The sequence below is a fragment of the Kitasatospora sp. CB02891 genome (genome assembly GCF_002803145.1).
GTDB classification, from domain to species: domain Bacteria; phylum Actinomycetota; class Actinomycetes; order Streptomycetales; family Streptomycetaceae; genus Kitasatospora; species Kitasatospora griseola.
In genome coordinates this window covers 603277-620372 of the sequence record NZ_NNBO01000001.1, presented here as the reverse complement: position 1 = coordinate 620372, position 17096 = coordinate 603277, and the positions used below count along the sequence as shown (strand labels likewise).

General features: G+C 72.4%; 16 protein-coding genes. 6 read left to right on the top strand and 10 right to left on the bottom strand.

The annotated features are described in order from the left end of the window. Positions 1 to 12: 12 nt before the first annotated feature. From CG736_RS02935 to CG736_RS02910, 6 genes are all read right to left on the bottom strand, one after another. Positions 13 to 1557, bottom strand: coding sequence for a beta-N-acetylhexosaminidase (locus CG736_RS02935; RefSeq protein WP_198520331.1), 1545 nt, complete (start codon positions 1555 to 1557; stop codon positions 13 to 15). 60 nt (positions 1558 to 1617) lie between these two features. Next, positions 1618 to 3621: a right-handed parallel beta-helix repeat-containing protein gene (locus CG736_RS02930; protein ID WP_100584530.1), complete on the bottom strand. Its 2004-nt coding sequence runs from the start codon at positions 3619 to 3621 to the stop codon at positions 1618 to 1620. A 73-nt stretch (positions 3622 to 3694) separates the two neighbouring features. Next, positions 3695 to 4579 carry a carbohydrate ABC transporter permease gene (locus CG736_RS02925; RefSeq protein ID WP_100584529.1) on the bottom strand — a complete coding sequence of 295 codons (885 nt, stop codon included), beginning with the start codon at positions 4577 to 4579 and terminating at the stop codon, positions 3695 to 3697. Continuing rightward, the gene (locus CG736_RS02920) at positions 4576 to 5556 is read right to left on the bottom strand and encodes a carbohydrate ABC transporter permease (protein WP_100584528.1); all 981 of its coding nucleotides are present in this window, start codon (positions 5554 to 5556) and stop codon (positions 4576 to 4578) included. The genes CG736_RS02925 and CG736_RS02920 overlap by 4 nt, the downstream gene beginning before the upstream one ends. After that, positions 5549 to 6889, bottom strand: coding sequence for an ABC transporter substrate-binding protein (locus CG736_RS02915; protein ID WP_100584527.1), 1341 nt, complete (start codon positions 6887 to 6889; stop codon positions 5549 to 5551). Before CG736_RS02915 ends, CG736_RS02920 begins: the two co-directional genes overlap by 8 nt. A gap of 98 nt (positions 6890 to 6987) precedes the next feature. Continuing rightward, positions 6988 to 8277: a Gfo/Idh/MocA family protein gene (locus CG736_RS02910; RefSeq protein WP_232733749.1), complete on the bottom strand. Its 1290-nt coding sequence runs from the start codon at positions 8275 to 8277 to the stop codon at positions 6988 to 6990. 305 nt (positions 8278 to 8582) lie between these two features. Between CG736_RS02910 and CG736_RS02905 the strand changes: the two genes are divergently transcribed. Further along, a complete protein-coding gene (locus CG736_RS02905; RefSeq protein WP_100584525.1) occupies positions 8583 to 9680 on the top strand; it encodes an ROK family protein in 1098 nt (365 codons plus the stop codon). Between the two features lie 317 nt (positions 9681 to 9997). Here CG736_RS02905 and CG736_RS38515 read toward each other — a convergent pair whose 3' ends face one another. Beyond that, entirely contained in the window at positions 9998 to 10453 is a 456-nt protein-coding gene (locus tag CG736_RS38515) for a MarR family winged helix-turn-helix transcriptional regulator (protein ID WP_100584524.1), read from the bottom strand. 76 nt (positions 10454 to 10529) lie between these two features. Here CG736_RS38515 and CG736_RS02895 point away from each other — a divergent pair, with 76 nt between their 5' ends. The 3 genes from CG736_RS02895 (at position 10530) to CG736_RS02885 (ending at position 14172) form a co-directional block, all read left to right on the top strand. Then, positions 10530 to 11609 (top strand): substrate-binding domain-containing protein, encoded by a 1080-nt coding sequence (locus CG736_RS02895; protein WP_100585021.1) that lies wholly within the window; start codon positions 10530 to 10532, stop codon positions 11607 to 11609. Positions 11610 to 11749: 140 nt separating this feature from the next. Then, positions 11750 to 13156: an APC family permease gene (locus CG736_RS02890; protein ID WP_100584523.1), complete on the top strand. Its 1407-nt coding sequence runs from the start codon at positions 11750 to 11752 to the stop codon at positions 13154 to 13156. After that, positions 13153 to 14172 carry an acetamidase/formamidase family protein gene (locus CG736_RS02885; protein WP_100584522.1) on the top strand — a complete coding sequence of 340 codons (1020 nt, stop codon included), beginning with the start codon at positions 13153 to 13155 and terminating at the stop codon, positions 14170 to 14172. Before CG736_RS02890 ends, CG736_RS02885 begins: the two co-directional genes overlap by 4 nt. A gap of 135 nt (positions 14173 to 14307) precedes the next feature. Here the strand turns inward: CG736_RS02885 and CG736_RS02880 are convergent, their stop codons facing one another. Continuing rightward, entirely contained in the window at positions 14308 to 14781 is a 474-nt protein-coding gene (locus CG736_RS02880; protein ID WP_100584521.1) for a MarR family winged helix-turn-helix transcriptional regulator, read from the bottom strand. A gap of 225 nt (positions 14782 to 15006) precedes the next feature. On the opposite strand from CG736_RS02880, the gene CG736_RS02875 reads away from it, so the two are divergent. Beyond that, positions 15007 to 15417 carry an organic hydroperoxide resistance protein gene (locus CG736_RS02875; RefSeq protein WP_100584520.1) on the top strand — a complete coding sequence of 137 codons (411 nt, stop codon included), beginning with the start codon at positions 15007 to 15009 and terminating at the stop codon, positions 15415 to 15417. A gap of 214 nt (positions 15418 to 15631) precedes the next feature. On the opposite strand, the gene CG736_RS02870 is transcribed toward CG736_RS02875, so the two are convergent. Beyond that, on the bottom strand, positions 15632 to 16414 hold the full coding sequence (locus tag CG736_RS02870) for an SGNH/GDSL hydrolase family protein (RefSeq protein WP_100584519.1): 783 nt from the start codon (positions 16412 to 16414) through the stop codon (positions 15632 to 15634). A gap of 154 nt (positions 16415 to 16568) precedes the next feature. Here CG736_RS02870 and CG736_RS37390 point away from each other — a divergent pair, with 154 nt between their 5' ends. After that, the gene (locus CG736_RS37390; RefSeq protein ID WP_232733748.1) at positions 16569 to 16700 is read left to right on the top strand and encodes a DUF6126 family protein; all 132 of its coding nucleotides are present in this window, start codon (positions 16569 to 16571) and stop codon (positions 16698 to 16700) included. Between the two features lie 16 nt (positions 16701 to 16716). Here the strand turns inward: CG736_RS37390 and CG736_RS02865 are convergent, their stop codons facing one another. Then, on the bottom strand, positions 16717 to 17058 hold the full coding sequence (locus CG736_RS02865) for a MazG-like family protein (protein ID WP_100584518.1): 342 nt from the start codon (positions 17056 to 17058) through the stop codon (positions 16717 to 16719). Between the last annotated feature and the right edge of the window lie 38 nt (positions 17059 to 17096).

The window sequence follows — 17096 nt, the reverse complement described above, 5'->3', positions numbered from 1 at the left end:
CATCGACACGGCCTACTGGGCCCGGGTGGGTGGGAGGGGGCCGGGGGTGACGTTCAGGCGGGTGAGGCGGCGGAGGTGTTTGGTGAGGCGGAAGGCGAACTCGGGGTAGTCGCTGGCGGTGCCCCAGAGGACTTCGGCGAGGGCGCAGAGGCGGGGGAAGGCCATGTACTCGACCTGGCGGGTGGTGGGCATCAGTTCGGTCCACAGGCAGCCCTGGGCGCCCAGGATGTGGGCGGCGGCGTTGGGCGGAAGGCCGGGTGGGACGGGGCGGTAGGCGTACACGTCGGCGGTGGTGAGCACCTCGGCGACCGCGAGCGGCTGTTCGACGCGGTCCGGGTCGGCCTGGTAGACGGTGAAGTAGAGCAGCTGGTGCGGCGTCATCACCACGTCGTGGCCGAGCCGGGCGGCCTGCGCGCCGCCCTCCTCGTCGCGCCAGGACATCAGCGTGGTCCCGGCGGGCAGCCCGTCCTCCAGCAGTTCGTCCCAGCCGATCGGGCGGCGGCCGCGGGCGGTGAGGAACTCGGCGAGCTGCCGGGTGAACCACGCGGCGAGCGCGGATTCGGAGGGCAGGCCGAGTTCGCGCATCCGCTGCTGCACCCGGGGCGACTGCCGCCACTCGCGCTTGGGCACCTCGTCGCCGCCGAGGTGGACGTAGGGGCCGGGGAAGACCTCCAGCACCTCGGTGAGGACGTCCCGGCAGAACTGGAGGGTGGACTCCTCGACGTTGAGGATCTGCTCGGTGATGCCCCAGGTGGTGCAGACGGGGCGGGCCGGTTCCAGGTCGTTGCCGAGTTCCGGGTAGGCGGCGATCGCGGCCCGCATGTGCCCGGGCAGGTCGATCTCCGGGACGACGGTGATGCCGCGGGAGGCCGCGTGGGCGACCAGGGCGCGCAGTTCGGCCTTAGTGTAGTAGCCGCCGTGCGGCGTTCCGTCGAAGACCGCGTCCGGGTCGTCCTGGAAGGTGTAGCGGCCGACCAGGGTCTCCGCGCGCCAGGCGCCGACCTCGGTCAGGCGCGGGTACTTCTCGATCTCCATCCGCCAGCCCTGGTCGTCCGTCAGGTGCAGGTGCAGCACGTTGAGGCGGTGCAGCGCGGCCAGGTCGACCAGCTTGTGCAGGAACTCGATCGGGAAGAAGTGCCGGGCGACGTCGATCAGGAGCCCGCGCCAGCCGAACCGGGGCGCGTCGGCGATGTCCACGCACGGCACCGAGACGCCGCCGCGCCCGTCGGGCCGTCCCTCGTCCAGGAGTTGACGCAGCGTCTGGGCGGCGAGCCGGTGGCCGCCGGGCCCGGCGGCGGTGACGGTCGCGCCGGCGGGCGTCACCTCGATGCGGTACGCCTCCGGGGCGAGGGCGGGCTCGGTGCGCAGCGTCAGCGCACCGGGCGTGTCGGCCGTGGCGCGGGGCAGTGGCTGGTCGAGGAGTTCGCGGAGCAGTTCGGCGACGGGTTCCAGGCCGGGTTCGAGGCGCAGCGGGGTGGTCGGGGTGAGGTGCCAGCCGCCCGGGCCGGTCACCGTCATCGACGCGGGGCGGGGGACCAGGTGCGGCAACGCGGGCACGGGTGCTCCTGAGGTGGGGGAGGGGTGGCCCGGGGGCCGGCGCGGCCCCCGGGCCGGGGGTCAGCGGGTGCCGATCTCGTTGACGGCGAAGTTGCCCCACTGGAGGTTCGCCGCGCGGACCACCAGCCGCAGCTGGCCGGTCGTCACCGGCGTGGGCAGCGTCACCGAACGGCGTTCCACGGCCGCGGAGTTGGACGACCAGGCCACGGTGGCGTCGGCGAGGGCGGTGACCCAGGCGGAGCCGTTCCAGTACTGCACGTCGAAGCGGGTGATGCCCTGGCCGGTCCCGAAGTGGGTGGCCAGTTCGACCTGGGAGACGGTGCGCGGGTTCGGGTAGGCGAGGGTCAGGTTGCCGCCCATGGCGACGCCGCTGGACGGCGAGGCCCAGCTGCTGGCGTCCGAGCCGTCCGCGACGGCCGCGAGCGTTCCCTGGCCGGTGGCGTACGAGCTGGTCATGGTCGGCGCGGCCTCGGTGAGGCCGGTGCCGGCGGTGCGCTGGAGCGCGCCGAGGTCGGGCATGCCCTGCGGCAGGGCGGCGCCGACCGCGTCGCGGCCGCCGTCGTTCGGAACTTCCAGGCCCTGCTGGAGGATCGGCGACGTCGCGGTGGGCCGGTAGCCGGCCAGGTCGGCGATCGAGGTGGCGGCGCCGGGCGCGGTCAGGCCGGGGTTGCCGGTGAGCGCGGCCCGGTCGGTCGCCGGGACGGGGCCGCCGTCGTACCAGTTGCGGTCGTAGGTGATCGCGCTGCCGGTGTTGTACGGGAGGTTCGCCGCATTGTGGATGATGTTGTTCGCCATCGTCACGCCCGCCGCGTTGTGGTAGACGGCCGTCAGCGCGGTCATCGCGGCGCCGCTGTTCGGCGACACCCACACCGTGTTGTTGTAGACCTGCACCGAGGTGGTGTTGGTGGAGAAGGTGAAGATCTCGTTGCGGTCGTTCTGGCTGACGTTGTACCGGACGACCGCCGTGGCGGGCGCCGAGTCGCCGGAGACCGAGATGAAGAACCCGCCGCCGTTGTCGTGCGAGTAGTTGTACTGCACCAGGCTGCCGCGGCTGTCCTCGTCCGCGTCGAGCGCGTCGCCGTCCATCTGCGGGCCGTTGTACTTGGTGCCGGAGATCTCGTTGAACTGGACGGTGGTGTTGTCCGCGTCCGCCCACCAGATGGCCACGTTGCCGTGCGCCTGCGCGGTGTCCGCGACCGTGTTGTGGTCCACCATGGTGTCGCGCACCACCAGCGGCGCGATGCCGCCCGCGGCGATGCCGTGCACGTAGTTGTTGCTGATCACGGTGCCGGTGCTGGGCGTGAACGGCCGGTACTCGGTGGTGGGTGCGCCCAGGAACGGCCACAGCGACGTCCAGCCGTCGCGCTGCATCCAGGTCGACCAGCCCGAGATGCCGTACGAGGCGATGTTCGCCACCTCGTTGTTCCGCACCGTCAGCCCGGTGAAGTAGGTGGGCGTGGCCGAGCCGCGCACCGTGTAGATGATGCCGCCCGAGCCCGGGTTGGAGCTGTTCGGCGGCGCGTCGACGTCGTGCACGTAGTTGTCGGTGATCCGGATCCCCGGCACCGCCCCCACGTCCTGCGCGAAGACGTTGACGCCGATCCGGTACGGCGTCGAACTCGTGATCGTTCCGGCCGAGTTGGAGATCTCGAAGTTGCTCACCGTGACGTCGTGCTGATTGGCCAGCAGCACCACGGACGCCACCGCGCCCTGCCCGTCCAGCTTCGGGCGGGCGCCCGTGCCGTACGAGGTGAAGGTGATCGGCGCGGCCGCCGTGCCGGAGCCGTGCGGGGCGAGTTGCCCCGTCCAGGTGTCGCCGGACCGGAAGGCGACGGTGTCGCCGGGCTGGAAGGTCTGCCTGCCGACCTGCGCCAGCGACTTCCACGGCGCGTCGGGCGAGGTGCCGCTGTTGGTGTCGCTGCCCGCCGAGGCGGACACGTAGTAGGTGGCGCCGGCAGCGTGCGCCGCCGGGGCCGCGAACGTGGTGAGCGCCGCGGCGGCCAGGGTGAGCGCGCTCAGGCCGCTCAGGCCGCTCAGGCGTGCGGGAACGAATGTCGGGGTCACGTGCTGCCCTCTCCTGACGTGGGGTTCACGGGGGCCGTGCGAACAGCCGGGCCGAACCCGGCTGCGGGGGCGGCTACTTGGTCGTGCCGAGGGTCATCCCGTCCATGATCCGCCGACCGCACCAGAAGAACAGCGCGACCATCGGCGCGACCAGGATGGTGACGCCCGCAAACAGGCCGCCCCAGTCGGAGGTGTACTGCATGGTGCTGCTGAGCTGGTTCAGGGCGGCCGGCAGGGTGAACTTCGCCGGGTCGTGCACCATCACCGACACCAGCAGGAACTCGTTCCACAGGCCGATCGCGTTCAGCACCGTCACCGTGGTCAGGCCCGGCCGGGCCACCGGCACCATGACGGTCCAGAAGGTGCGCACCGGGCCGGCCCCGTCGAGGGCCGCCGCCTCCTCCAACTCGGCTGGCAGCGACCGGAAGTAGCCGGTCAGCACGAACACCGTGAACGGCAGCGACATCGCCACGTCCACCACCACCAGCGAGATCCGGTCGTCCCACCAGCCGGTCACCCAGTCCACCATGAACTGGCTGACCGACGAGGCCAGCGTCTGGTAGGGGATCAGCACCGCCTGCACCGGCAGCGCCAGACCCGCCGCGAAGTAGGTCAGCGTCGGCCCGGCCGAGCGGCGCGCGGAGCGGGCCAGCATGTACGCCGCCGGGGTCGCGACCAGCAGGATGCCGACGAGTGAAACACCCACCACCACAACGGTGTTGAGCAGCATGCCGGCGAAGTCCGCGGCGTGCCAGGCCCGGGCGTAGCCGCTCAGGTCCAGCCCGTCCACGCCGAGCGGCGAGGACCACAGCGCGCGCGAGGTGCGCGCCGAGGACAGGAACGTCCAGGCCAGCAGCAGCACGTTGAAGGCGGCCACCGCCCACAGCAGGACCTTGACGGCGCCGGGCACCGCCAGGTCGCCGAAGAACCGTCTGACAGCGCGCAGTTGGGTCTTCACGAGATCTCCAGTCGTTCGCTGCGGCCCAGCCGGCGCACCAGCACCACCAGCGCCACGGTCAGCACCGTCAGCAGCGTCGCCATCGCCGAGGCGTAGCCCAGCTCGGGCGCCCCGCCGCCGGTGGTGTGCCCGGCCGACAGCCACTGCTGCACGGCGTAGGTACGGGAGTTGACGGACGGCGTGCCGGCCGTGCCGACGAAGCCGATCACGATGTCGAAGGTGCGCAGACTGTTCGCCGTCCACAGCACCGCCGCGATCGCGATCATGTCGCGGGACAGCGGCAGGGTGATCCAGCGGAACTGCTGCATCCGGGTCAGCCCCGTCAACTGGGCTTCCTCGTAGAGGTGCTTGGGGATCGCGTCGACCGCCGTCATCAGCAGCACGATGTAGAAACCCGACCCCATCCACACCACGCCGACCACGATGCAGCCGAAGATGTGCTGCGGATCCAGCCAGGTCTGCTGCAGCGACTCCAGGCCGAGCAGGCCCAGCAGGCGGTTGACCACGCCGTCCGGGTTCAGCAGGAAGCCCAGCGAGGTGCCGACCGCGATCATCGAGATGATCGACGGCAGGTACAGCGCCGCCCGCACGAACGCCCGCCCGCGCATGTCGCGCAGCACCGCCATCGCGAGGAACGCCAGCGCGAACACCGCCGCACCGCCCACCAGTACGATCACCGCCGTGTTCCAGAACGCCTGCCGCACCGTGTCGTCCCGGAACACCCGCACGTAGTTGCGCCAACCCACCCAGGTGACCGGCGAACCCGGACCCGACCACTTGGCGAACGAGATCACCACGCCGTACATCGACGGGCCGAGGAAACCGAGCGTGTACATCAGCAGCGCCGGCCAGGTGAACAGCCGGAAGTACCCCTTCGAGTCGCGCTGCGAGGTGGCCCCCGGCCGGGCCCGGCCCGCGGTGCGCAGCGCGGGCCGGGCCGGGCGGGACGTGCCGCGGGTCGTCGTCGTGTCAGCCATTGGCGAGCGCGTCCGCGGTCTTCTTCTTGCCCTGCGCGACGAAGTCCGCCGGGGACAGCGTGCCGGCCAGCAACTGGTCGTCCAGCGGCAGGAACACGTTGTTCCACCACTTGTCGTTGGCCGTGGCGCCGTCGTACGTGGTGTTGGTCTCGGTCGCCTTCAGGATCGACTCCTGCGCCGCCTTCAGCGCGTCCGGCGCCGCCGCGTCCGCCCGGGACGGGATGTTCAGCGCGTCGGTGCCGATCTTCGCGATCACCTGGGAGCGCAGCAGGTAGCTGAGGAACAGCTCCGCGGCCTCCGCGTGCTTCGCCTTCGCGCTCACCGACCAGCCCAGCGAACCGACTTCGACCGTCGAGTGCCCGCCGTCCACCATCGGGAAGGTGAAGCTGCTCGGCTTCGCGTCGGTCGGCGCCTGCGGCTTCGTCTCCGACGGCAGCCAGGTGCCGTTCAGGTTCAGCGCCGCCTTGCCCTGCGCCCAATCGTTCTGCGCCGCAGGGTACTTGGTGCCCATGTAGCCGTCCTGGAAGTACGGCTTCAGCTCCGCCACGGCCTGCGCCGCCTTCAGCACCTCCGGCCGGTCCCACGCCGAGGCGTCCGTGCCCAGTGCCGAGAGCGAACCCGGACCGGCGAACCGCATCATCAACTCGTAGAACCAGTAGGCGTTGTAGAAGTTCACCAGGCCGTCCTGGGCGATCGGCGTGGCGCCGGCCGCCTTCTGCTGCTGGAGCAGCGCCAGGAACTCCGTCCAGGTGGCCGGCCGGTTCGCCGCCAGCGCCGGGGTCCGGGCCGCGTCGTACCAGATCGCGGTGGAGATCAGCGTGTGCGGGACGAACGCCAACTTGCCGTCCTTGTCGGTGGCCGACTTCAGCACGTTGGGCGGCAGCACGTCCGCCAGCGACTTGCCGTCCTCGCCCGGGACCGGCAGCTTCAGCACCGCGTCGATCGGCTGCGTCATGTGCTGGCCCGCGAACGCCGCGATGTGGTCGGTGCCGCTGTCGAACATGTCCGGCCCGCTGCCCGAGGCGATCGCCTGCGGCATCGTCGTGGTGCCGGACCGGCCCAGGTACTTGATGTTCACCTTGATGCCGGTCTGCGCGGTGAAGTCGTCCGCCGCCGCCTTGAAGATCGCGGCCTGCGGCTCCTTCTCGCCCCAGGTCGACCAGTAGTCGACCTGGCCCTGCGCCTTCGCGGCGGTCACCAGATCGGCGGCCGAACCGCCCCCGGCGCGCTGCGCGTCGCCGGAGTTCTTGACACCGCAGGAGGACACCAGCAGCACGGCCGCCAGCGAGGCGGCGAGCGCGGCCGCGGTGGCCGGGGAGGGGGTACGGGGCATGGCATTTCTCCATCGAGGGGGCGTGGCAGCGGGGGAGCAGGGAGGTTCGGGGGTGTCGTCGGCCGGGGCGGGGACGTCGTCGGCCGGGGTGGGGAGGCTCAGCGGACGGGGAGGGCGTCGTCGGCCGGGGCGAGCGTGACGACGGTGCCGGTGCGGCGGGCCTGTTCGGCGGCCCACACGGTGCGGTGCGCGGCCAGGCTGTCCCGGCCGCTGGAGCGGATCCGGTCACCGGCGCCGGTGGCGACGGCCTCGACGAACGCCTCGAACAGCCGGTCGTCGGCGCCGCCGTGCCCGGCCGCCGCCGAGGCGTCCGCGCCGGGGACGTCGGTGGCGTCGATGAACTCCCAGGTGGCGGTGGTGAAATCGTGCACCGAAAGCCGCACGCCGTCGCCCTCGACGTAGCCGCGGGTGCCGAAGATCCGGGTCTTGCGGAAGTCCAGCGGCGTGAACGCGGACATCGTGAACGAGGCGGTGCGCCCGTCGCCGAAGTCGAAGTCCACCACCTGGGTGTCCACCACGTCGTTGTCGCAGGCGTACACGCAGCGCCCGTAGGGGCCGGTGCGCAGCGCCCGGCGGATCCCCTCCGGGGTGCGGTCGGTGGTGACGGCGCCGAGCGGCCAGTACTCCTTGTCGGGATCGCCCAGGCAGCCGAGGTACAGCCGCGGCGCCGAGTACGGGCAGCTGGGTTCGACCGGGCAGTCCAGGCAGTTGTCGGCGGCGGCGGCCGGGCGGTTGCGCTCGTTGAAGTGCACCAGGCCGCCGAACGAGGACACCCGCTCGGGCGGACGGCCCATCAGGTACAGCAGCCAGTCCACGTCGTGCGAGGACTTGGCCAGCAGCATTGGCGAGGACTCGTCCTCGCGCCGCCAGTTGCCGCGGACGAAGGAGTGCGCCTGGTGCCACCAGCCGACCGGCTCCAGGTGCTGGATGGAGACGACCTCGCCGATCCGGCCGGAGTCGATCATCTCCTTGATGGTGCGGGTGTAGGTGGTGTAGCGCAGCACGTGGCAGACCGCGAGCAGCACGCCGGCCTTCTCGGCGGCCCGCACGATGCGCAGGCAGTCCTCCTCGGTGGTGGCCATCGGTTTCTCCAGCAGCAGGTGGTAGCCCGCCTGCGCCAACGCCTCCACCGGCTCGGTGTGCTGGTTGTCCTGGGTGGCCACCACCGCCGCGTCGGCGAGGCGGGGCCGGGCCGCGAGTTCGCGCCAGTCGGCGAACACCGCGTCGTCGGGGACGCCGTACTCGGCGGCGAACGCCGCCCGGCGCTCCGGGTCCGGCTCGGCGACCGCGACGATCCGGCCGCGGCCGCCGTGGTGCGCGCTGCGGGCGTACACCCCGCCCCGCAGGCCCGCTCCGACGACGGCCAGCGTCACCTGTCTGTCCGGCACAACACACCCCGATTTCCCAGCAGTCGGCGAATTCCGGCCGGACGGCACACTGCGCGCCCGAGCCGTGCGAGGATGACTTTCCCAGGCCACTTATGTAAGTGACTTGTGGAATCATGGGGAGCGAAACCGGCCACCGTCAAGACTTCGGCGCGGAAGGATCGTCGACGGACCGGCCGCTCCCGGGTCCGGCAACCGCCGGTCCGCACCGGCGACTTACGAAAGGCAGGCGGTAGATGACCGCGGGACGTGCGACGACTTCGGCAGGCGGCGACACCGGGGAGCCGGCGGACCCACCCGCCCCCCGCATGCCGGTGCTGACCGCCAGCGCGGCCCAGGTGCTCGCCGCGGTGCGCGCGGCCGCCGCACCGGCCGTCACGGTCGCCGAGGCCGCCGCCGCGACCGGCCTGTCCCGCCCCACCGTCGAAGTCGCCCTCGACCGGCTCGCCGCGCTCGGCCTGGTCGGCGAACTCGCCCCCGACCCCGGTGAGCGCCGGATGGGCCGCCCCGCCCGCAACTACCGCTTCCGGCCCGGCGCCGGACACGTCCTCGGACTCGACATCGGCAAGTACAAGGTCCTCGCCGTCCTCGCCGACCTCGACGGCACCGTGCTGACCACCCGCCGCATCGAGGTCGACCCCGCCCAGCCGCGCAAGGCCCGGCTGGCCGCGGCCCGCACCGCGGCCCGCGCCGCGCTCACCGCCGCCGACCTCACCCCCGACCGGCTGTGGGCCGTCACCGCCGGCACCACCGGCATCGTCGACCGCGAAGGCCGGATCAAACTCAGCTCCGCCTTGCCCGAATGGACCGGCCTGCACCTGGCCCGCTCACTCGGCCGCACCTTCGCCTGCCCCGTCCTGGTCGAGAACGACTGCCGCCTCGCCGCCGTCGCCGAACGCTGGCTCGGCGTCGCCCGCCACGTCGACGACGTCGTCTACCTGCTCGCGGGCATGCGGATGGGCGTCGGCGTCCTCAACGGCGGCGTCCTGCAGCGCGGCCACAACGGCTCGCTCGGCGAGATCGGGGCGCTCCCCGAGATCGGCTGGAACGCCGCCCCCGGCCACCTGGTCGACGACCCCGACGCGGAATCCTCCGAACAGGCCGTCGCCGCGCTCATCGCCGCCGCACGAGCGGGAGATGCGAACGCGGCCGACCGGATCCGCCGCTTCCTCGGCGCCATCACCCTCGGCGCGGCGACCGTCGCCCTCGCCTTCGACCCCGAACTCGTCGTCGTCGGCGGCGGATTCTCCCGCGCCGACGACCTCGTCCGGGAACCCGTGCAGCACGCCCTCGACACCCTCTGCCCGATGCCGCCCCGGGTCGCCTCCTCGACGCTCGGCGAGGACGCGGTCGCGTTGGGGGCGGTGCGGGTCGCGCTGGATCACGTGGAGGCGCAACTGGCGTGAGGTGGGGGGCTTTTCGGTGTGTGGGGGTGGAGCTGAGGTGGAGGGGGGCGGTCGAGTGGGAGGGGAGAGGGAGGGGCGTGGGCGAGGACGCCGTCGCGCTGGGGGCGGTGCGGGTCGCGTTGGATCACGTGGAGGCGCAACTGGCGTGAGGCGGGGGGCTTTTCGGTGTGTGTGGGGGTGGAGCTGGGGCGGAGGGGGGCGGTCGAGTGGAGAGGGGAGGGGGAGGGGCGCGGGCGAGGACGCGGTCGCGTTGGATCACGTGGAGGCTCAACTGGCGTGAGGCCGCTGGGAGTTGAGTAGGCGGCCCGCGAGGGCGCTCAGAGGGCTGCGAGGCGGGCGAGCGGGCCGGCGGGGTCGGGGAGGCCGCAGGCGGCGCGGACGGCGCGGTCGTGGGCGGCGGCGAGCGCGTCGAGCCGCGACAGGCGGGAGCCGCCCTGGCGGGACAGGTGGGCGGTGATCCGACGGCGGTCCCGGTCGTCCTGGCGACGGTAGACCAGCCCCGCATCCGCGAGGGCGTCCACCAGGCGGCTCAGGCTCGCCTGCGGAATCAGCAGCGCCTGCGCCAACTCGCCCATCGACCGGCCCTCGCCGTCCGCCAGCGCCCGCAGCACCCGCCACTGGTCGACCGTGCAGTCCTCCTCCGCGAGCGCCGCCGCCAGACCGGACGTGAGCCGACGATGCGCGAGCGCCACCAGCTCCACCAACAACGGCGGCGAGCCCGCCGGCCCCGGCGCGACGGTTCCGTGCGCGGCAGCCGCACCCTCGATGGCCATCCGACCCTCCCGTTCCGCGGTCCCCCCGAGCCTCGCGGGCTTTCCCGGGGCCGACATCCCGACCATACTCGCACTGGTGACGCTGGATGCCAGGCTGGTCGACCCGCTCGACGCGCTGCACCTCCCGAGGGAGGGCGGCGCGTTCCGCGTCGGCCTCGTCGTCCCGCAGTCCGGTCCGCTCGGCCTGACCGGCCCCTCCGCACTCGACGGCGCACTGCTCGCCGCGCACGAGATCAACACCCGCGGCGGCATCCACGGCCGCCCCCTCGACCTCGTCCTGGTCGACGGCGGCGGCGCACCCCGCCCCGTGGCCGCCGAAGTTCGCCGCCTGCTCGACGCCGGCGCCCTGGACGCGCTCGCAGGCTGCCACACCAGCGACGTCCACCGCGCCGTCGAGACCGTCGCCGCCGGACGCATCGCCTACATCTACACCCCACCCCACGAAGGCGGCACCCGCCGCCCCGGCGTCCTCTGCACCGGCACCGACCCGTCCGGCCAACTCGGCCTCGCGGTCGACGAACTGACGCAGCGTCACCAGCTCCGGCGCTGGGCGCTGATCGGCAACGACTACATCTGGCCGCGCTCCGTCCACCGCGCCGCCGCCGCCCTCGCCACCCGGGCCGGAGCCCGGATCGTCCTGGAGCGCCGCATCCCGTTCGGCGCCGTCCAGCCGGCCGTCGAACCACTGCTCGACGAGCTGCGCACCGCCCGCGCCGACGCCCTGCTGCTCAGCCTGATCGGCCGCGACCTGGTCCACTTCAACCGCGCGCTGCGCCGCAGCGGACTCGACCGGCGACTGGTGCGGCTGTCCGGCGCGTTGGAGGAGAACGGCCTGCTCGCGCTCGGCGGCGACGACACCGGGACGCTGTACGCCGCCATGCCGTCCTTCGCCACCCTGGCCGAGGAGCCCCGGCAGCTGCTGGGCGAGCGGCACCGGGCACTGTGCGGGCCGTGGGCGCCCGTCCTGGACGCCTACGCGGTCGGCCTCTACGACGGCCTGCAGCTGCTCGCGGCACTCGCCGACCGTCACGCGCTGGAGCCGCACGGCCTGGCCCGGGCGGCCGGGCGGTTGCTGCGCGGAGAGCCGCGCACCGTGCACCTGGCCCGGGCCGAGGGTCTCGGTTTCGCCGTCCTGCCGCCGCTTCCCGCGCGCTGACCTGCGAGTACCGACGGGCGTCCGCCGTCTCGACCGGCAGAACGCAGCCGCAAAACCCTTCCATATGGAAATACTTGCCTCTACAGTCTCCCCCACGCATCCCCCACACATCCGCAGGGTCGTCACGGAGAGAGAGCACCATGGCCGACACACCCGCGCCCCGGAGCATCGAGAACTACGGCTACCAACAGGAGCTCCGCCGGTCCCTGACCTTCACCGACCTGCTCGTCTACGGGCTGGTCTTCATGGTGCCGATCGCCCCCTTCGGCATCTTCGGCGGCGTCTTCCAGGGCTCCGGCGGCATGGTCGCCCTGGCCTACGTACTCGGCATGGTGGCGATGATGTTCACCGCCCTGTCGTACGCCCAGATGTCCCGGGCGTTCCCGATGGCCGGCTCGGTCTACACCTACGCCGGACGCGGCATCGGCGCACCCGTCGGCTTCCTGTCCGGCTGGATGATCCTGCTGGACTACGTGCTGGTGCCCGGCCTGCTCTACCTGATCGCCGGCGTCGCGATGAACTCGCTGGTGCCGGCCGTCCCGGTCTGGCTGTGGCTGATCGGCTTCGTGCTGCTCAACACCGTCGTCAACTACCTGGGCATCGAGACCACCGCCAAGGTCAACAAGGCCGTGCTGATCGGCGAACTCGTCGTGCTCGCCGTGTTCCTGGTGGTCGGCGTGATCGCGCTCGCCAACGGCAAGGGCCGCGGCTTCGACTTCACGCCGCTGTACAACTCGGACACCTTCTCGTGGCCGTTGGCCTTCGGCGCGGTCTCGATCGCCGTGCTCAGCTTCCTCGGCTTCGACGGCATCTCCACCCTCTCGGAGGAGAACCGCGACTCCACCAAGGCGATCGGCCGGTCGATGGTCGCCGCGCTGCTGCTCGCGGGCACACTGTTCATCGTGCAGACCTGGGTGGCGTCGCTGCTGGTCGCCGACCCGGACGCGCTGATCCGCGACGGCGACCCGAACGGCACCGCCTTCTACGACGCCGCCCGCACCGCCGCCGGCGGCTGGCTGGCCACCCTGACCGCCGCGTCCACCGCCGTCGCCTGGGGCTTCGCCAACTCCCTGGTCGCGCAGGCCGCCACCTCCCGGCTGCTGTTCGCGATGGCCCGCGACCGCCAACTGCCCCGCTTCCTCGCCAAGATCCACCCCACCCGCCGGGTGCCCGTCAACGCCACCCTGCTGACCGCCGGCATCTCGCTGGTGCTCGGCCTGTACATGGCCTCGCGCACCGACGGCATCACCCTGCTCAGCACCCTGGTCAACTTCGGCGCGCTGACCACCTTCCTGGTGCTGCACGTCGCCGTCGTCGTCCACTTCCTGATCCGCAACCGCAGCAAGGACTACTGGCGCCACCTGATCGCCCCGGTGCTCGGCTTCGCGATCCTCGGCTACGTGGTCGTCAACGCCAACATCGCGGCCCAACGGCTGGGCTTCGTCTGGCTGTTGATCGGCGGGATCGTGCTGACCGGCCTGATGCTGACCGGCCGCAAGCCCCGACTGGCTGTCGCCGACCCGACCCCCGAGGAGACCGAGAAGTGACACTGCCCGAGATCGTCCAGCTCACCCCCGCACCGGAGGACTGGGCCTACACCTTCGGCGGACGCGCCCCGCTGACGACCGTTCAACCCGGCAGCATCGTCGAACTGACCACCGAGGACTGTTTCGGCGGCAAGGTCCGCGGCATCGGCGACCTGCCCAGCCAGGTCTGCGTCTTCCCCTACCTCAACCCCGTGACCGGCCCGATCGCCGTCGCCGGCGCCGAGCCCGGGGACGTCCTCGCCGTGCACTTCGTCGAGATCACCCCCGCCCGCGACCACGGCATCTCCAGCACCTTCCCGCACTTCGGCGCACTCACCGCCACCCACCAGACCGCGATGCTGCACCCCGCGTTGGAGGAACGGGTCTGGATCTACGACCTCGACGTCGCCGCCGGCCTGTGCCACTTCCGCGCCCGGGGCGGCGACTTCACGGTCGCCCTGCCGCTGGACCCGATGCACGGCACCGTCGGCGTCGCCCCCGCCGCCGGCGAGGTGCTGGCCTCGATCACGCCCGGCGCGCACGGCGGCAACCTCGACACCCCCGAGATGCGGGCCGGCACCACCGCCTACTTCGGCGTCAACGTCGACGGCGGCCTGCTGGCCATCGGCGACGGCCACGCCCGCCAGGGCGAGGGCGAGGTGTGCGGCACCGCTGTCGAGGCCGCGATGCGCACCACCGTCATCGTCGACCTGGTCAAGGGCGGCGGACCGGCCTGGCCCCGCCTGGAGAACGACGACTACCTGATCAGCACCGGCTCCGCCCGCCCGCTGGAGGACGCGTTCCGGATCAGCCAGCACGACCTGGTCGGCTGGACCGGCGAACTCCTCGGCCTGGACCAGCTCGACGCCTACCAGCTGGTCAGCCAGGCAGGCCTGGCGCCGGCCGCGAACGTCTGCGACACCAACTACACGATGGTCGCCAAGCTGCCGAAGTCCGTCCTCGGCCGGGCCCGCGCGTACGACGGCCTGCACGAGCGGCTGCGCGCGACGGCGGCGGCGTACCTGCGGCACCGGTAGGTCACTGCGGCGAACGGGGCCCGGGCGTGTACTGCGTCCGGGCCCCGGCCGCGTCCGCCGCTCGGGCTCCGGCCGCGTCGGTCGCTCGGGCTTCGACCCGGTTCGCTGCTCGGGGCTCCGGCCGGGTTCGTTGCCTCAGGCCTCGGCCGCGTCCAGGTTCGCGGTCAGGCGGGTGAGCAGTTCGCGCAGGGTGCGCAGCTCGGCGAGGGAGAGTCCGGCCGCGGCGCCGATGTGGCGGGGGACGGCGCGGGCGGGGTCGCGCAGGTCGCGGCCGGCCGGGGTGAGCGAGACGATCACCGACCGCTCGTCCTGCGGGCTGCGCTCGCGCGCCACCAGCCCGGTCGCCTCCAGCCGCTTGAGCAGCGGGGAGAGCGTGCCGGAGTCCAGCCGCAGGCGCTCGCCGAGCCGCTTGACGGGGAGTTCGCCGTGCTCCCAGAGCACCAGCATCACGAGGTACTGAGGGTAGGTCAGGCCCAGGTCCTTCAGCGCCGTCCGGTAGACGCTGCCGAACGCGCGGGTGGCGGCGTTCAGCGAGAAGCAGAGCTGCTGGTCGAGCAGGAGCAGGTCGGAGCGCAGGTCGGCGCCTGCGGCCGCGAGGTCGTCCAGCATCGCGTCAACCTCGGTGGGCCCCGCGGGAGTTCGGTTCTCGTCGTGCCTGGTCATGGTTCAAGGGTAGCAAGCGGCCGAGTTGTGGGCGATTGAGTTGTGCGCAATTGAATCGCGTGCTTTACTTCTGGAGCAGGGCAGGCCGGGGACGGCGCCGGCGGACCAGACCGCCGGACACCGGGAACCGGTCCGTCAAGGACCTGGGATCAGGACACAGGAGAGCTCGACATGGAACCGCTCTACACCGCCGTTGCCACCTCGAACGGCCGCGACGGTCGCTCCGTCACCTCGGACGGCAAGCTCGACCTCAAGCTGTCGATGCCGCCGTCGCTGGGCGGCGACGGCGTGGGCACCAACCCCGAGCAGCTGTTCGCCGCCGGGTACGCGGCCTGCTTCTCCGGCGCGCTCGGCCTGGTCGCCCGCCAGTCGAAGATCGACGTCTCGGACGTCTCCGTCACCGCCGAGGTCACCATCGGCAAGGACGACACCGGTCTCGGCCTGGCCGTCGTCATCCGGGTGGAACTGCCGGAGGCGCTGGTCGGCGAGCCCGGCGAGCTCCTGGTCAAGCAGGCCCACCAGGTCTGCCCGTACTCCAAGGCGATCAGCGGGAACGTTCCGGTGGAGCTGATCGTCGAGTAGGGCGAGGCAGGGTTCTCACCTGGGGGCTGCGGGCCGCATTCCGCGTGGGGGCGGGGCGGCCCGCAGTGGTGTCCAGGCGCATTTCGGACCCGGCGGCGCGTCGGGCCCCGCAAATCGGTCCGGGCCCCGCATCGCGGTCTGGGTCCGGCACTCCGGTCCGGGTCCGGTACTCCGGTCCGGCGCCGGTGTCTCGGGCCTGGCTCCGCGTGTCGGGTCAGAGCGGGAGCAGCTCCGGGCGCTTCGCCTCGACGTGGTCGCCGGACGACTCGCCGCGCAGTCGGCGCCCCACCCACGGCAGCAGGTAGGTGCGGGCCCACTGGAGGTTCTCCCGGCGCTGGTCCGCCGGAGTGGTGGCCGGCGCGGGCGGCCAGGCGGCCTCCGGGTCGTCGACCGCGGTGAGGCCCAGGGCGCGCGCCGCCAGCAGCGCCACCCGCTGGTGGCCCTCCGGCGACAGGTGCAGCCGGTCGTCCGACCAGGCCCGGCGGTCGTGCACCGCGCGCAGCGACCACAGGTCCGCGACGGCCAGACCGTTGCGGTCGGCGATCGCCCACAGGTGGGAGTTGTACGTGGCGACCTTGCCGCGCAGGTGGCGCAGCACGGGCACGTTGCGGGTGTCGAAGCCGGTGCAGATCAGCACCCGTCCGGCGTTCTCGCGCAGCTCCAGGACGGCCGACTCGAAGTGCTCGGCGATCAGGTCCGGGTCGCTGCCCGGGCGCAGGATGTCGTTGCCGCCCGCGCACAACGTCACGAGTTCGGGCTGGAGTTGGCGGACCTTCGGGACCTGCTCGGCGACGATCTGGTCCAGCAGACGGCCGCGCACGGCCAGGTTGGCGTACCGGAAGTCGGACTCCGGCCGCCGTCCGGCCAGCATCCCGGCGAGCCGGTCGGCCCAGCCGGCGAACTGCCCGTCGGGGCCGGGATCGTTCAGGCCCTCGGTGAAACTGTCACCGAGGGCGGCGTACGAATTGAGGTCGGGGGTCTCCTGGTAGTCGGCCATGGAGGAGATAGTTCACTGTGTGAAGTGACCTACGCCACCGTAGGTGGCCCCAAGTGCCCCGTGATCTCCGCCACGGGCCCCCGCCGAGCTACCCTGCAAGGGTTCGAAACGACCGAACGACCGCAGCAGAGCCCAGGACGACAGGAGAACGGGTGTGACCAGCGACGGCGTGCGCGATGAGAAGGCGCGTCGCAAGCAGATGATGATCCGCGCATTGATCTACATCGTGGGGACCCACCTGTTCGCCGGCTTCGTGGGCCTGCTGTTCGTCGTCGGGCACCGCTGACGGAGCCCCCCGGCCGTCATTGCGCGGCGGCGTCGGCCCCCGGTGCGGGCAGCGCCCGGGCCGCGACCTCGGCCAGGTGCGCGTCGAACGCGGCGGCCGGATCCGGGTGCACCCGGACCAGCGCGACCATCGCGGTGATCATCACGTCGCACAGCTCGCCCGCGACGTCGTCCCAGGTGTGCGAGAAGCCCTTGCGCGGATTCTGGCCGAGCACGCCGATCACCGCCTCGGCCACCTCCCCGGCCTCCTCGCTGACCTTCAGGCACTGCAACACCCGCTGCATCTCCGCGGGTTGAGTACTGCCGTCGGCCAGCCACGCCGCCAGCCGCCGCACCGTGTCCCACTGCTGCGCGTCCACGTTCCCGCCCCTTCGCCGCCGTCACCCGTCCTGCCGCA

Coding starts and splice junctions, on each gene's coding strand:
- CG736_RS02905 (WP_100584525.1), top strand. CDS start 8,583: ATGCCGGTGCTGACCGCCAGCGCGGCCCAGGTGCTCGCCGCGGTGCGC.
- CG736_RS38515 (WP_100584524.1), bottom strand. CDS start 10,453: ATGGCCATCGAGGGTGCGGCTGCCGCGCACGGAACCGTCGCGCCGGGG.
- CG736_RS02880 (WP_100584521.1), bottom strand. CDS start 14,781: ATGCTGGACGACCTCGCGGCCGCAGGCGCCGACCTGCGCTCCGACCTG.
- CG736_RS02870 (WP_100584519.1), bottom strand. CDS start 16,414: ATGGCCGACTACCAGGAGACCCCCGACCTCAATTCGTACGCCGCCCTC.
- CG736_RS02890 (WP_100584523.1), top strand. CDS start 11,750: ATGGCCGACACACCCGCGCCCCGGAGCATCGAGAACTACGGCTACCAA.
- CG736_RS02875 (WP_100584520.1), top strand. CDS start 15,007: ATGGAACCGCTCTACACCGCCGTTGCCACCTCGAACGGCCGCGACGGT.
- CG736_RS02915 (WP_100584527.1), bottom strand. CDS start 6,889: ATGCCCCGTACCCCCTCCCCGGCCACCGCGGCCGCGCTCGCCGCCTCG.
- CG736_RS02920 (WP_100584528.1), bottom strand. CDS start 5,556: ATGGCTGACACGACGACGACCCGCGGCACGTCCCGCCCGGCCCGGCCC.